This window comes from Nonomuraea recticatena (assembly GCF_039533245.1).
GTDB lineage: Bacteria > Actinomycetota > Actinomycetes > Streptosporangiales > Streptosporangiaceae > Nonomuraea > Nonomuraea roseola.
This window is the reverse complement of record NZ_BAAATE010000031.1, coordinates 99,255-112,273: the sequence shown is the minus strand read 5'-3', so window position 1 is coordinate 112,273 and position 13,019 is coordinate 99,255. Positions and strand designations below refer to the sequence as shown.

Genomic DNA, 13,019 nt, shown 5'->3' with positions numbered 1-13,019 from the left:
ACGCCGACCTACGCCTCCTGGGCCAACCCGATCGAAGCGCAGTTCGGGCCTCTGCGCACGTTCGTGATCAGCAACTCTCACCATCCCAACCACACCGTGCAGACCCGTCGACTCCAGGCCTACCTACGCTGGCGCAACGCCAACGCCCGTCATCCCGACGTGCTGGCCGCCCAACGCCGCGAACGTGCCCGGGTCCGCAGCGAGAAACAGCGACGCTGGGGTCGACCGCTCGCCCGAGCAGCCTGATCACTCAAGCCGGTGAACGTTCGTGGTCACCGCACTAGCCAGTCCACACATGTCCACGTCCGTGCGGGGCCGTTGTTAGCAACCGTGTTAGCACGACGTCATGATCAGCCATCGTGTCCGATGGCAAGCGGACCCGCACCGCAGGGCCGCCAGGCCCGAGGAGCGGAAGCCGCGCGGCAGCAAAGACACCCGCCTATGGAGGGAGAGTGGCGACAGGCCCCTTCGACTACCTTGTGAGGGTGTCGGCGCGAGTCTGTGTCACAGAGGGGACTTGAACCGTTCGCCTATCTCCTTGAGCTGGGTAAAAAGTGGCTAGAGCTGGGCGAAGTGCATTTGTGAACCTGATGAAGTGCGGGCTTGCCATGAAGAGTTCGTTGCGGTTCCTACACATCCAGTGCTGCGGAGTGCCAGCTCGGTTCATCATGGTGGCATGAGCCAGCGCGCTACTTTGTGGATGTGGGTTGGCCTGGTTGCCGCAGCCGCGGTCGCCGGAGGCCTCGGTGTGTTGCTATTCACCATGGATCTCGACGAAGCGGATCAGTTGGCCAGCGTGATCGGGATGTTCATCGGCCTGGCTGGCTTGGGCGTCTCGATCTATGGGTTGGTGCGGGGCCGCAGCGAGGACGCAGCAGCACCCCCTGATCGAGCGGGGGGCGAGATGGTGGTACCGGGTCCTTCGTCGAGTGGGCAAAGGGTCCCTGCGAGCCGAGAGCGAGTGATCGCCAGCACCGAGGATCGCAGCGTGTTCCAGACCGGTGGCAACGCCCGGCCCTCGATCACCGGGGCTGGCGACGTCACCAACACCATCCGAGGCGGAACTTTTCACGCGCCGGTCACGATGGGGCGCGACATCACCCACCCACCCGTTTCTCCTCGTGCGGCCTCGCCGGCACCTGCAACAGGAGGGGACGCTCCCGCCGACGACCTCTCGGAGAAGCTTCGGTGACCGCATCCTCCGACGATCAGGTCGACGGCGGCACCCGCAATGAGATTCAGAGCGGGTTGTTCATCGGTCCGGTGACCATGGCGCGTGATGTTGTTCAGCAGCTGCGGGATCCTGCCCCCCGCGCGCTTGCGGGGTTGCCTGCGCCGTCGGCAGGGTTCGTCGGACGCGCTGACGCATTGGCGACGTTGACCGCCTTCCTGCGCCCGGCTTCGGCACCCACGCAGCACCGAGAACGGGACAGTGCATCGGCGAGCCCGGGTGGCCCGGGGGTGATGGTGGCGGCGGGGATGGCCGGGGTCGGCAAGACGGCCCTTGCGCTCGTGGCTGCTCACCGCGCGATGAATGCGGGGTGGTTCTCGGGCGGGGTGTTTTTCGTGGATCTACGTGGCTACAGTCCTGCCCCAAGCGGGCAGGTCACCGCAGCCGTGGCCGCTGGTCAGTTGGTGCGCGCTTTCGGTGTGCGCGATGCGGATCTGCCGCGGACCGGCGAGGAGGTTTTGGCGCTGTATCGGTCGGTGCTAGCTGAGCTGGCCCGCCAAGAGCGGCCGGTGCTGATCGTGGCCGACAACGCCGCCGTAACAGGTCAAGTTCAGCCCTTGCTCTCTGGCGATGCGTGTCATCGACTCCTGGTCACCTCGCGCCATACCCTCACTCTCCCCGCCCGCCATATCGATCTGGACGTCCTCTCCGCTAACGAAGCACTTGACCTGCTGTGTACTGCCCTTAGTCCTGATGACGTTGACATGCGGGTGGCTGCCGAGCCCGAGCAGGCGCGCCTGATCGCTGAGCTGTGCGGGTATCTGCCCTTGGCCTTGCAGATCACCGCCGCCTTAGCACGCACCGAACCCGACCGACCTCTCGCCGATGTCGCTGCGGATCTGGAAGACAGCCAGCACCGGCTGCACGCTTTGGACAGCGGCGACCAGGATGAGCACGGCCGCCCGATCGCGGTGGCGGCTGCCTTCGAACTGTCCTACCAGCATCTGGCCACCGTCCATCCTGAGCAGGCCCGTCTATTCCAGATCCTGGCCCTCAACCCCGGTCCCGAAATCGGCCTGCCTGCCGCTGCAGCCTTAGCCAACGCCTCCAAGTCGCACACCAGACGGTTGTTGACTGGTCTGGCCCGTGGGCACCTGGTTACCACCCCAGCTCTCGATCGATGGGGGATGCACGACCTGCTCCGCCTCTATGCCCACGAGCAAAACACCATGGCGAGCTCGGACACCGAGCACGATCTAGCCCTTGGCCGCCTCTTCACCTACTATCTGGAAACCGCGTATGCCGCTGATAGACACCTGCGCGCCTTACCAGGCCAACCTGTTCCGGAGCATTTCAGCGGCCACGCTGATGCTCTCGCCTGGTTTGACGCTGAACGCCACAACCTTCTGGCAACTGCCAATCTTGCTTACTCGGTTGGAGCGCACGATCTCGCTGCAACCCTAGCCCCGTGCCTCTGCGCATTCCTGACGTGGCGACGTGCTCTGGATGATCTCTTGATCACCACCACGATCGCCTATGCTTCCGCAACTCAGCTCGGGGACTACCACCGCGAAGGCGTAGCGCTGAATAATCTCGGGCTCGCCTTGTCCGAGGTACGCCGATTCGACGATGCCCTCGTAGCCCATCAGGGCGCAGCCACGATTTTCGACGAGCTTGACGATCGGCACCGTGAAGGCGGAGCACGAAACAACCTCGGGCTCACCCTGACCCTGGCACGCCGGTTCGAGGATGCGATTGTCGCCTACCGGGACGCGTCCACCATCTACCGGGAGCTTGGCGATCGCTACGGCGAGGGTACGGCGTTACAGAATCTCGGGAACGCTCTAGCCGAAGTGCGCCGGTTCGAGGAGGCCATTGCTGTTTATCTGGATGCGATCAGCATCTACCGCGAGTTCGGCGATCGCCACAGTGAAGGTGGAGTGCAAGACAACCTAGGCCTAGCTCTACGCATGATGAGTCGATTTGAGGAGGCTGTTGCCGCCCATCGAGAGGCGGCCACAATCTTCGTCACGCTTGGCGACCGCCACAGCGAGGGCACCGCATTGACCAACCTCGGGTCAACATTGGCCGAGATGCTCCAGTTCGAGGAGGCCGTTTCCGTCCATCGGGAGGCTATTGACATATTTGTCGAGCTTGGCGAAAGTCACAGACGAGCGGGAGCGCTGGGCAACCTCGGAAGCGCCCTTCAAGGACTGTCCAGATTAGAGGAGGCTGTTGCCGTCCATCGGGAGGCCGCCGCTATATTCGCCAAGCTCGGAGATAGCCACAGTCGAGGCATAGCGCTGGGCAATCTCGGAAAGGATTTCCAACAGGCTCAAAGATTTGACGAGGCCATTGACGTCTATCGGGAGGCCGCCGCTATATTTGCCGAGCTCGAAGATCAGCGGAGCGAAGGCGAGACATTGGACAGCCTTGGCGGTGCCCTACGCATAGTGGGTCGGTTCGAGGAGGCTATCACCACCTTTGAGACCGTTGTCACCATTTATCGTGAGCTCGGCGACCGCTATAGCGAAGCTAGGGCGCTGACCAATCTCGGGGTCGTGCTGATCGAAGTATGCCGATTTGAGGCGGCCGTCGACGCTAGCCAGAGTGCTGTCGACATCTTCGAGGTGCTCGGCAATGGCTATTATTACGAGATCGCTCGAGCCAATCTGGAATGCGCTCGACGTGCGTAGATCGGCACCTGAGATGCTGACTCGTGTTGTCGCAGACCGCGATCGTGCAGGCCATCCTTGTCCTGCACCCAATACTTCGATGTTGCAGCTGAGACGTTGGCGACGAGCCTCTCTTGATCAGGATCTCGAAGGACCTCAAGCAAGGTAGCCGGGGGTGTGAGCACTTTCCATCCGCGAGCCACTGACAAACGCCAGCTCGCCCCTGCCTTGGACCACCAGCTCTGAACAGCCAAAACGCCCCAACGCAATCAGCGTTCGGAGCTTTTTGATCTTTAGGGACAGCAACCTTGACACCTGAAGCTCATTCCATGGTTGTCCCACGCTTCTCGGCACCTCCAACGGCAGAGCGAACGGCGTTGCGCCGAGGGGACCACGAAGACAGCAGGACTCGGGCGCAGTGGACAGCATCTGAGTCATCCGATGGCAAGCCCATCCGAGCGCAACGCCAGCAAGGTCTGGCCCCTAGAAATATTGCAGCCATTTGCCGCTCAGTCCCCATTCACTCCAATACGGCGAAGCTCGTCGATCAATTTGCTACAGAGAATCTCGCCACCGTCGTCGGGGCTCCATTTAACGAATCCAACGGTCCCTCTACGCAAGAGCTTCTCATGGGCACTATTAGTCAACCTTGTATGGGAAACCAGGACGACCGCACTATGTTGCGCCCTCTCCGCGTAATCTATTAATTCTGTTACGATAGCTGACGGTAGCGGCGCTTCACGGTATACCTTTACGACCAGATCTGCTCTACCAAGTCGCGTGTCTACTATCAGATCTATGAAGCCATCTACATTCGTTTCAAAGACTGGCCAGCCCACTGCAGCAAAGGCGGAACGCATGGCCAAAACATATGATTGCCCTCGGTTACTACCAAGCGCCGAAGCGCTAAACTGCTGCGCCTGCGTCACTGTAGTAGGACTTACTTCTGCGCCTAGATACTTCTGCGCTAGCAGCAGGAATGACTTTACGGTCGCTAGATGAAAAGGGGCGCCCGCTACATTCAACATTTCAGCAACCAACTCGGGTCGGGGTCCAATCTTCTTTCCTAGAACCTCCCGCACCCAGTCCGGCTTCTGATCGTTCGTAACAAGCATTACGGGCTTCGCCCTACTAGCGGCTTCAGCTAAGAGCTGACGCCACACAAGGTAGTCCCCTATCGCCCTCTCTGGATCCTTCTTGTGGTCGGCGTATCCCGGCGGGATCTTCTCGGCAACTCGCCGAGCCCCTTCTGCTTCTTCTAGTTTCAGATCCTTGAGGGGCCCGCCAATTTTACCCTTCAGGATTTCTTCAAGTTCCGCGAGAATCTTATCGCCCCTAATGGACCCATCCACAGTAAGGTCAAAATCAAAGAATCCACTAGCTTGTGATGAAATCTCAAGATAAGCACGATCTGCCACTGCTTGCAGCGAAGACATCTGCTGGTTCGTTAAGCCTCTCCGATTTCCGAAGGATCGAATCTGCTGCGAGACTGCATCGAATAGCTTTCGAATCTCACCATCGAAAGACGGATTCGCTTCGGCACATTCTTTGATTACTTCGAGTCTACGTTCCAGGACCTCGAGTCCCACACGGTTCGGTATCCAAAGCCTCCCATCGAGAAGCCTGAGCGCCGCGACAAATTCCGAGCGCGCCTGAAGATTAAATCTATAGATGTCGAACAACGCGTTGGTATCGAATGCCACCAGCCCATCCGATATGAATTCCCTAAGCTCTTCGTCGCTTGGCAGGAAATAGCCTGGAAATACGTCCCGCAGGCCACTGGCGGTCGAGTCGCCATTTCCAGCCGACTCGTCTCCCGATTTCACACTGTCCACTTAGTGGATAATAGCTATGAGTTCACGACATTGCACGGGTTTCGGCACAGACCGACCGAGCCTGACCTGAGGATTTCTGATCTGGCCGCGCCGCGATCTGCGACGTAGCCGCTCTGCCCGTATCCGTCGCGCGTGGGCGCGCTGGCCGCGACCGGCCGGAGAGCCGCAGCGCGGCCAGCTGGCGCCCGGACGCGCCGCGGGCCGCCGCAGGCGGGCCGCCTTGATCACGTACAGAGAAGTTGCTTTCGTCGTCTCCGTAGACGTCGCCAGGGTCTAGCTTGATACGGCTTCGCGCTGTTCCAGGCGCGTTCGAAGCTGCTCAGGTAGACGTCCGCGACTCCTTCGCTCTCGACGGCTCTGAGGTCGACCACGGGGGCGCGTGCGGCTGGGGTGCCATAGGCGTGGATGTTGACGAGTAGGTGATCGTCGGCGCGGTAGATCGAGTTGTAGAGGGTCGTACGGTGGAGTCTGATCTCAGCCTGGTCGACTCTGTCTAGAGATGAGCAGAGGGCGAGCGAATTCCTGATCCTCGCCGCCATCACGTCGGCCCCGATGGTTTCGTCTTGGCCTCGCGTGGCCACCTCGGGGCAGTCCGGATCGCCGAGCAGCACCCGGACTCTGACACCCGCGCGAGCGCGCTCGGCAATGAGGTTGAGGATCCCGGCGTCTTCCATGAGGAAGAGCCCGCTGTAGGCCAGGATGTCGATCTCCCGGTCCGCCTCCTCGAACAGGCGCCGCCATACGCTCTGCGGTACTGCCCAACGATGCGGGTAGATGGCCTGCACCTCATCCGAGATCAAGCGCTGCTGCTGGGCGGTCTCGGGCCACAGGTCTGTCTCGTCGACATGGAGGAGATCAGCGACGGCCCATCGATGTCGTGGGTAGGGGAGGCGTCCCTTGAGCCAGCGGTTGACGGTCTTGGGATCAACCGCCAGGCGTGCGGCCACATCAGCGGGCTGGAGGCGGGCATTGATGAGGGCCTGGCGAAGGTTGTCGTTCATGCGGCGCACCTCCGGGGGAGACCGGTCCTGACCGCGAACGTAACACGAGACGTCCCTAGACGTCCCGGAGTCGTGGTGTAGAGGTTCCTTGCTAACGGCGACTCTCGATTCACCAACCGTGACCTCGAAGGGACCGCCCCCGCCATGAACAGCACCCTGGAGCACCGGCGCGCCTACCAACAACGCCTGCTGACCGCCCTGCGCGAAGAGCTGACCGCCCGGGACATCCCCGCCGTCCTGGTCGTCACCGCCGATGGGCGCCCCGGCCTGGACGTCACCGACTCCCGATGCCGTCCCCGCCGCGTCTTCGTCCACCTGCCGTTCTGCTGGTTCTACTGGGGCGACCAGCAAGATGAGCGCGTCACCTTCCTGCGTCTGCCCGCCGCCGTCGATCGGATCGAACAGGCCGCGCGGGACGGCTGGCACGAGGGCGAGCAAGGGGAACTCAGCATGGACCTAAGCAAGATCACCGATGCCTACCGCTCCTGACACCGTGCCCGAGGAACGCCAATGGCTCACCGGCTGGCGGGTCTACACCCAACTCGCCGACCGGCTCCGCGAAAGGATCGCGGCCGGCACCTACCCGCCGGGCACCGCGCTTCCCTCGGAAGCCGAGTTGTGCGAGGAATTCGGCGTCGCCAGGAACACCGCCCGCCGCGGCCTGGCCCTCCTGGAGGGTGAAGGGCTGATCGTGGCCGTCCCGGCCAAGGGGCGAGTGGTCGCCGGCGCAGACCTCGCCGCCCCCTACCGCTACCAGGTAATCGCTGACGACCTGCGCCGCCAGATCCAGCACGGCCACCTACCCCCAGGGACCGCGCTACCAAGCGAACTCGCCCTCAGAAGCCGCTACCAGGCTTCGCGCAACACCGTCCGGCAAGCGCTCGCCGTACTGGAGAACGAGGGCCTGGTCGTCGCCGAGCACGGCAAGGGCCGCTACGTGTGTGAGTGAGACGTCCCAGGACGTCTCACTTGTGCCTCTAGTCCGCCCCCGGTGCCCGCTGACTATCGTGAACAGCGTGGGACAAGCTGAGTGGGCCTGTGACCTGGCCCAACACCTGCTAGAGACGACGCTGCCGCGACGCTGGGCGCACACCCAAGGGGTAGCCGCCCGCGCCATGTCGCTGGCCCCGATCCTCGGCGATGAAGCCGACACGCTGACCGCCGCCGCGTACCTGCATGACATCGGTTACGCCCCGGATCTGGTCGACACCGGGTTCCATCCCCTCGACGGCGCGCGGTACCTGCGCGATGTCGCTAAGGCGGACGACACCCTGTGCCGCCTGGTGGCGCATCACTCATGCGCGGTCAACGAGGCGCTCAACCGGGATCTGTTCGACGCGCTCACCGCTGAGTTCGACGAGGAACGCCCAGAGCTGGTGGAGGCGCTGACCTACTGTGACATGACCACCGGCCCTGACGGCACCCATCTCGACGTCACCGAACGCCTGGCTGAGATTCACTCCCGATATGGCCCCGAGCATCTCGTGTCCCGCTCGATCACCGCATCAACACCGTGCATCCTGGCCGCTGTCCAAGCGGTCGAGAAGGGCCTATCCGCGGTCAGGCAGGGAGGGAACCTTTAGCTCGGGACGCGGTTTGCCGAGTATGCGCGTCATGTACTCCCAGAACGACCGGTAACGGTGAGCGCCGGGATACCAGATGGCGAAATCCCATACCTCCCACTCGCCGTCGGGCGTGATCACGTGAGGGTTGAGCATGAGGGTCTGGCCCTCGATGTACTGGGCGATGCGGAGGGTATCGGGGATGTATTCACACCGCAGGTGAATACAATCCTGCTCCGGGCCGTAAACGAAGTACTCCTCATCCGGGACGGTCGGGCGGCTCTCGCGCGCTGGTCCCCAACTCTCGCCCAGCGCCGGATCGACATCCCGAGTCCACCCAAGCTGGCACAGGTGCAGCAGCGGCGGGAGGACAACAGTGCCACGCCACCCGTTGGCCACCTCAAGGAACTGCCGATAGCTCGGCGGCAAACGCCGCCCGAGTCGCTCCTCATGGTGCGCGATTTCCTCATCGGTGGCCCCGAGTGGCACCGGCGGCGTACGAAGAGACTGCTCGCGGAGCGCTACGACTTGGAGGTATTCAGCCCAGGGGTAGCGAGGGCCGCCGTTCCGGTTCATGGTGGAGACCTTAACGATCAGTCCCGACATTTCAGCCGATGTACGGCTCCGCGCGTCCGGCTAGGTAATGCGCGATCCGCATCCGCATCGATCGATCCATCTGCAAACCGGCGACTTCCCCACGGGGGACCCATCGGACCTCGCGGGACTCGTCGCTCGGCGTCGGCGATCCGGCAACCGCACGCCCGATCAGCACGATGGAGAACTCCTGCCGTGCCTCGCCGTTGGAGGTGTAGAGAACCACATGTCGGGGGTCGCTGTAGGTCCCCACGAGGCCGGTGATCTCGCACGTGATGCCGGTCTCCTCCAGCGTCTCGCGTACGGCGGCCGCCGGGATCGACTCGCCCAGGTCGATCGCGCCGCCGGGGACGGCCCAGTTGTCGTTGTCGCTGCGCCGGATCATGAGGAGATCCCCATTGGCGTTGGTCACCACGACGTTCACGGACGGGACGAGACTGTTCGGCGTGGGAGCGTCGGGATCGTCGTAGAAGTCGATCCGGCGAAACATCGTCAGTTCCCCCTGAGGCGGGATGCGTCCTCGGCTCCGTCGGCCTGGCGCTCGGTGCCGGTGTCGAAGAACGTGTCCAGGTAGGCCTTTGGTTCGAGGTCGCTGTCACGCAGGAGGGAGAAGACCTCCGCGCCGGACTGGATCGCCTCGTCTCCCAGGTGGTAGGCCTGCGCGAGGTTCAGGTAGTCGCAGGGTCCTGCTTCGCCGTATTCGGCGGCCTCCTGCTCGGCCAGCTCGATGGCCTCGGCCAGGGAGGTGGCCCGCCAGATGGTGATGCGCTCCTCGTAGCTGTCGTGCGGCTCCTTCCAGTGGAACAGGCACCGCACGGCGTACCACTCAGCCTTGCTCTTCTTCGGCTTCTTGCCCCGTTTGCGCATGTCACGAGCCTAGCGGCGTTGCTTCATCCCACGTCTTCTCAAAGCTCCGCTCGTAGGTGCTGACCATGTCGCCCCCGGGCACCCGTCGCAGATGCAGGACGGGGGCGTCGCCGGCGGGCTGGCCGTATGCGTGGGTGTTGACCAGAAGCTGATCGTCAGCACGGTAGATCGAGTTGTACAGCACCGTCTGATGCAGCCGGATCTCAGCCCCCGAGGGGGAGAGCTTGCTGCTGTACCAATGAATGGCGTTTCGGCAACGCTCAATCTGGCTATCCCCCACGCCCTCATCCCGGCCGCGCTGGACCACATTCGGACAATCCGGGTCACCAAGCAGAATCCGAACCCGGACATCGGCGCGCGCCTTGTCGGCCAGCACCCGCATCAACCCGTGATCGTCGTGAATGAACGTGCCGCTGTAGACGAGAATCCCGATCTCCTCGGACGCCTCGGCGAACAGACGTCCCCAGACATCCCTGGGTACGGCCCACCGGTGCGGATGGACCGTGATGATCTCACTCTCTGACGCTGAGGCCACCTGATCGCGCGTCAACGCCTGCGGCCACAGATAACTCTCGTCCGCCCCGAGGTACGAAGCCGCTGCAAAACGGTGTCTTCTGTACGGCGGACGCCCCTGCGTGATCCATCGCTCGACCGTCTTGGGATCCACTTCGATCGCCGTCGCGAGCTCGATGACGGTCACACCGCGCTGCAACAGGGCCGCGCGCAACCTCTCGTTGGCCATCTCACCTCTTCGGGGGGACGTCCAGGGACTCCGACATCGTAAGCCGGACGTCTTGAACATGTCCCGTCGTGTAGTGATCTCGTCCTCACCCTCCGTCGCATTCTCGGTCTGCAAGCAAGAACGGCGACCGAAAGGAGAGGTGATCACATGACAGACGAGATCTACCCCACCCCCACGTGCGAGTGCGGCGCGCAGCTGGACGAGACCCGGACCCGCTGCCTCAAGTGCCTGGCCCGTGACCGCTGGCTCAAGAAGCAGACGGCCAAGAACAAGCGGCGCGGCGAGACCCGCCGGCCTCCGCGTGGTCAGCGCAAGAGCTTCAAGGCTGGGGTGATCTGGTCATGATCGCGCTCATCGTCGCTGGACTGCTCGGCCTCGCTGTACTGGTCGGCTTCGTGGCGGTCGTGGTACGCATCCACCTCGACGACAGGGCGATGAGCGCGAGCGTCCGCGCCCGGATGGCTACGAGGGGCGTTCAGTGGACGTAGTCAGTTGCTCCTCGACCCGCGCCAGCCGTACCGACAGCTCTTGGACGGCTGAGCGCAGCTCGGCGACCTCGCCGGCGAGGTCTTCAACGGGGGCCTCGTCGACATCGCGGACGAAGACGCCCTTGCCCTGCTGGCCGATCACCAGGCCCTCGTTGCGCAGGATGCCGACGGCCATCTTCACCACTGACAGCGACGCATCGTACTGCGCGGCAAGTTGGGCCGTGGAGGGCAACGGACTGCCGGGCGCGAGGGAGCCGCCGCAGATCTGCGAGCGCAGATCGTCAGCGATCTGGAGGTAGCCGGGCCGTCCGGTGTGCTTGACCATCGCTCCAATCTCACCACACCAAGTCACCCACGCCAACATTGACAACTGGGACCACTAGGTTAACTATGTTGGCTAGGAAGAATAAGGAGGTCAGACCCTATGCGCTCGATCCCCATCCCTGTGGATGTCAGCAAGCTCGCCATCACCTGCGTGAAGGCCCCGCGCCCACGAGTCCTCAACCGCGACACCGGCGAGATCAAGACCGACAAGAACGGCAACACCGTCTACGAAGTGACCGTCTCGATCGAGGACGAGTTCGGCCGCATCGAACTCGTGAAGATCGGCATCACCGGAGAGCCGCCCATCAAGACCGGCGACCAGGTCAACGCGGTCGGCCTGCTCGGCTACGTCTGGGAGATCGCCGGACGGTGGGGTATCGCCTACCGAGCCTCGGCCCTGCTCCCCGCGCGGGAGGACGCCGATGTCTGAGCCGCTCGCCCTGCTCACGGTCCTGGCCACCGTGGTGGTCGGGCTGTGGGCTTGGCGTCATTACCACTACCAGTCGTTCTGGCTGGCTCTCGGCTTCCCGCTCACGGCGATCAGCGTCCGCGCGTCCTGGCGGCGCGTCGCCCTCGGCTGCGGGCTGACCAAGAAGCGGCAACGCTGGTGGTTCACCCTCACCCCCGGTGCTGTCGCCTCGACCGGCCTGGTCAAAGTGCGTCGCCGCTTCCAGCGGGTCGCCGTCGACACCAAGCCGTTCATGTGGCTCCCGTTGCCCACGCGGTACGGCTGGCGCGTCACCCTGTGGACCCTGGAGGGCCAGATCCCCGGCGACTACGCCGAGGCTGCCGAACGGCTGGCGCACTCCTGGGGCGTGCACGCGGTGCGCGTCTCCTCCGACAAGCCAGGCCGGGTACGGCTGGCCGCCACCATGCGGGACCCACTCGTCAAGGTCGACCAACTCCCGCCCTCGCCCGACCTGCTCAAGGTCACCGTGGGACGGCTGGAGACCGGCAAGCCGTGGGTGGTCGACTTCCGCACCGTCCCACACTGGCTCAACACGGGCGCGACCCAGTCCGGCAAGTCCAACCTCGCCAACGCCCTCATCGTCGGCCTGGCCCCGCAACCGGTGGCGCTGGTCGGCTTCGACCTCAAGGGCGGCGTCGAATTCACTCCCTACGCTGCTCGGCTGTCAGCGCTGGCAACGTCCCGCGCCGAGTCCGTCGACCTGCTGAGCGACCTGGTCGGCCTCATGATCGATCGGATGGGGCTGTGCCGTCAGGCCGCCGCCCGCAACATCTGGCAACTCCCACCGGCCATCCGACCGGTGCCGGTCGTGGTCCTGGTCGACGAGTTGGCAGAGCTCTACCTGATGGCCGACAAGAGCGAGAAAGACGAGATCGCCAAGACCTCGACGGCCCTCCTGCGAGTGGCCCAACTCGGGCGGGCGTTCGGGATCTACCTGTTCTGCTGCGGCCAGCGGATCGGGTCCGACCTCGGCCCCGGAGTCACCGCGCTACGCGCCCAGTGCTCCGGACGCATCTGCCACCGGGTCAACGACCCCGAGACCGCCACCATGACCCTCGGCGACCTCGACCCCGCCGCGCTGGCCTCGGCCCGCACCATCGCCGCCGAGACACCCGGCGTCGCCATCGTGGCCTCCTCCGACGGCCAGTGGTACCGCGCCCGCTCCTTCTACGTCAGCGAGCAGTCCGCCGAACACGCCGCCCGCACCCACGCCCACCTCGCCCCGTCCTGGGACGAGATCACCGCCCACCTGTCCGAGCCCGTCAACGCCTGAACCACGAAAGGGGATGCG

General features: G+C 63.8%; 16 protein-coding genes and 1 pseudogene. 10 read left to right on the top strand and 7 right to left on the bottom strand.

Annotated features, from left to right (window positions below; translation table 11 throughout):
- The 3 genes and pseudogenes from ABFX50_RS39825 to ABFX50_RS39815 all read left to right on the top strand — a co-directional run.
- Positions 1–246: pseudogene (locus ABFX50_RS39825) on the top strand (IS630 family transposase); the annotation flags it as partial.
- A gap of 430 nt (positions 247–676) precedes the next feature.
- On the top strand, positions 677–1,192 hold the full coding sequence (locus tag ABFX50_RS39820; RefSeq protein WP_346154052.1) for a hypothetical protein: 516 nt from the start codon (positions 677–679) through the stop codon (positions 1,190–1,192).
- Positions 1,189–3,867, top strand: a complete 2,679-nt coding sequence (locus tag ABFX50_RS39815) for an ATP-binding protein (RefSeq protein ID WP_346154050.1) — start codon at positions 1,189–1,191, stop codon at positions 3,865–3,867. Before ABFX50_RS39820 ends, ABFX50_RS39815 begins: the two co-directional genes overlap by 4 nt.
- A gap of 488 nt (positions 3,868–4,355) precedes the next feature.
- Here the strand turns inward: ABFX50_RS39815 and ABFX50_RS39810 are convergent, their stop codons facing one another.
- Both ABFX50_RS39810 and ABFX50_RS39805 read right to left on the bottom strand, forming a co-directional pair.
- Complete coding sequence (locus tag ABFX50_RS39810) at positions 4,356–5,681, bottom strand: PIN-like domain-containing protein (protein ID WP_346154048.1); 1,326 nt, start codon at positions 5,679–5,681, stop codon at positions 4,356–4,358.
- Between the two features lie 224 nt (positions 5,682–5,905).
- The gene (locus tag ABFX50_RS39805; protein ID WP_346154046.1) at positions 5,906–6,682 is read right to left on the bottom strand and encodes an XRE family transcriptional regulator; all 777 of its coding nucleotides are present in this window, start codon (positions 6,680–6,682) and stop codon (positions 5,906–5,908) included.
- A gap of 144 nt (positions 6,683–6,826) precedes the next feature.
- Here ABFX50_RS39805 and ABFX50_RS39800 point away from each other — a divergent pair, with 144 nt between their 5' ends.
- The 3 genes from ABFX50_RS39800 (at position 6,827) to ABFX50_RS39790 (ending at position 8,265) form a co-directional block, all read left to right on the top strand.
- Positions 6,827–7,171, top strand: a complete 345-nt coding sequence (locus ABFX50_RS39800) for a hypothetical protein (protein WP_346154044.1) — start codon at positions 6,827–6,829, stop codon at positions 7,169–7,171.
- Positions 7,155–7,631 carry a GntR family transcriptional regulator gene (locus ABFX50_RS39795; RefSeq protein WP_346154043.1) on the top strand — a complete coding sequence of 159 codons (477 nt, stop codon included), beginning with the start codon at positions 7,155–7,157 and terminating at the stop codon, positions 7,629–7,631. Before ABFX50_RS39800 ends, ABFX50_RS39795 begins: the two co-directional genes overlap by 17 nt.
- A 67-nt stretch (positions 7,632–7,698) precedes the next feature.
- The gene (locus ABFX50_RS39790) at positions 7,699–8,265 is read left to right on the top strand and encodes an HD domain-containing protein (RefSeq protein WP_346154041.1); all 567 of its coding nucleotides are present in this window, start codon (positions 7,699–7,701) and stop codon (positions 8,263–8,265) included.
- Here the strand turns inward: ABFX50_RS39790 and ABFX50_RS39785 are convergent.
- The 4 genes from ABFX50_RS39785 to ABFX50_RS39770 are packed head-to-tail and all read right to left on the bottom strand — an operon-like array spanning position 8,233 to position 10,447.
- Positions 8,233–8,850: an SMI1/KNR4 family protein gene (locus ABFX50_RS39785; protein WP_346154039.1), complete on the bottom strand. Its 618-nt coding sequence runs from the start codon at positions 8,848–8,850 to the stop codon at positions 8,233–8,235. The genes ABFX50_RS39790 and ABFX50_RS39785 overlap by 33 nt on opposite strands.
- 1 nt (position 8,851) lies before the next feature.
- Positions 8,852–9,328, bottom strand: coding sequence for an NUDIX hydrolase (locus ABFX50_RS39780; protein ID WP_346154037.1), 477 nt, complete (start codon positions 9,326–9,328; stop codon positions 8,852–8,854).
- A gap of 2 nt (positions 9,329–9,330) precedes the next feature.
- The gene (locus ABFX50_RS39775; protein ID WP_346154035.1) at positions 9,331–9,705 is read right to left on the bottom strand and encodes a hypothetical protein; all 375 of its coding nucleotides are present in this window, start codon (positions 9,703–9,705) and stop codon (positions 9,331–9,333) included.
- 1 nt (position 9,706) lies between these two features.
- Positions 9,707–10,447, bottom strand: coding sequence for a helix-turn-helix domain-containing protein (locus ABFX50_RS39770; protein WP_346154033.1), 741 nt, complete (start codon positions 10,445–10,447; stop codon positions 9,707–9,709).
- A 147-nt stretch (positions 10,448–10,594) separates the two neighbouring features.
- On the opposite strand from ABFX50_RS39770, the gene ABFX50_RS39765 reads away from it, so the two are divergent.
- Positions 10,595–10,792 carry a hypothetical protein gene (locus ABFX50_RS39765; protein WP_346154031.1) on the top strand — a complete coding sequence of 66 codons (198 nt, stop codon included), beginning with the start codon at positions 10,595–10,597 and terminating at the stop codon, positions 10,790–10,792.
- Entirely contained in the window at positions 10,789–10,935 is a 147-nt protein-coding gene (locus tag ABFX50_RS39760; protein WP_346154030.1) for a hypothetical protein, read from the top strand. Before ABFX50_RS39765 ends, ABFX50_RS39760 begins: the two co-directional genes overlap by 4 nt.
- On the opposite strand, the gene ABFX50_RS39755 is transcribed toward ABFX50_RS39760, so the two are convergent.
- Positions 10,910–11,260, bottom strand: a complete 351-nt coding sequence (locus ABFX50_RS39755) for a GntR family transcriptional regulator (RefSeq protein ID WP_346154028.1) — start codon at positions 11,258–11,260, stop codon at positions 10,910–10,912. The genes ABFX50_RS39760 and ABFX50_RS39755 overlap by 26 nt on opposite strands.
- A 99-nt stretch (positions 11,261–11,359) precedes the next feature.
- On the opposite strand from ABFX50_RS39755, the gene ABFX50_RS39750 reads away from it, so the two are divergent.
- A complete protein-coding gene (locus ABFX50_RS39750; protein WP_346154026.1) occupies positions 11,360–11,689 on the top strand; it encodes an SCO3933 family regulatory protein in 330 nt (109 codons plus the stop codon).
- Positions 11,682–13,001, top strand: a complete 1,320-nt coding sequence (locus ABFX50_RS39745; RefSeq protein ID WP_346154024.1) for an FtsK/SpoIIIE domain-containing protein — start codon at positions 11,682–11,684, stop codon at positions 12,999–13,001. The genes ABFX50_RS39750 and ABFX50_RS39745 overlap by 8 nt, the downstream gene beginning before the upstream one ends.
- The last annotated feature ends 18 nt before the right edge of the window (positions 13,002–13,019 follow it).

Coding starts and splice junctions, on each gene's coding strand:
- ABFX50_RS39760 (WP_346154030.1), top strand. CDS start 10,789: ATGATCGCGCTCATCGTCGCTGGACTGCTCGGCCTCGCTGTACTGGTC.
- ABFX50_RS39795 (WP_346154043.1), top strand. CDS start 7,155: ATGCCTACCGCTCCTGACACCGTGCCCGAGGAACGCCAATGGCTCACC.
- ABFX50_RS39775 (WP_346154035.1), bottom strand. CDS start 9,705: ATGCGCAAACGGGGCAAGAAGCCGAAGAAGAGCAAGGCTGAGTGGTAC.
- ABFX50_RS39765 (WP_346154031.1), top strand. CDS start 10,595: ATGACAGACGAGATCTACCCCACCCCCACGTGCGAGTGCGGCGCGCAG.
- ABFX50_RS39785 (WP_346154039.1), bottom strand. CDS start 8,850: ATGTCGGGACTGATCGTTAAGGTCTCCACCATGAACCGGAACGGCGGC.
- ABFX50_RS39780 (WP_346154037.1), bottom strand. CDS start 9,328: ATGTTTCGCCGGATCGACTTCTACGACGATCCCGACGCTCCCACGCCG.
- ABFX50_RS39755 (WP_346154028.1), bottom strand. CDS start 11,260: ATGGTCAAGCACACCGGACGGCCCGGCTACCTCCAGATCGCTGACGAT.
- ABFX50_RS39820 (WP_346154052.1), top strand. CDS start 677: ATGAGCCAGCGCGCTACTTTGTGGATGTGGGTTGGCCTGGTTGCCGCA.
- ABFX50_RS39750 (WP_346154026.1), top strand. CDS start 11,360: ATGCGCTCGATCCCCATCCCTGTGGATGTCAGCAAGCTCGCCATCACC.
- ABFX50_RS39800 (WP_346154044.1), top strand. CDS start 6,827: ATGAACAGCACCCTGGAGCACCGGCGCGCCTACCAACAACGCCTGCTG.
- ABFX50_RS39770 (WP_346154033.1), bottom strand. CDS start 10,447: ATGGCCAACGAGAGGTTGCGCGCGGCCCTGTTGCAGCGCGGTGTGACC.
- ABFX50_RS39805 (WP_346154046.1), bottom strand. CDS start 6,682: ATGAACGACAACCTTCGCCAGGCCCTCATCAATGCCCGCCTCCAGCCC.
- ABFX50_RS39745 (WP_346154024.1), top strand. CDS start 11,682: ATGTCTGAGCCGCTCGCCCTGCTCACGGTCCTGGCCACCGTGGTGGTC.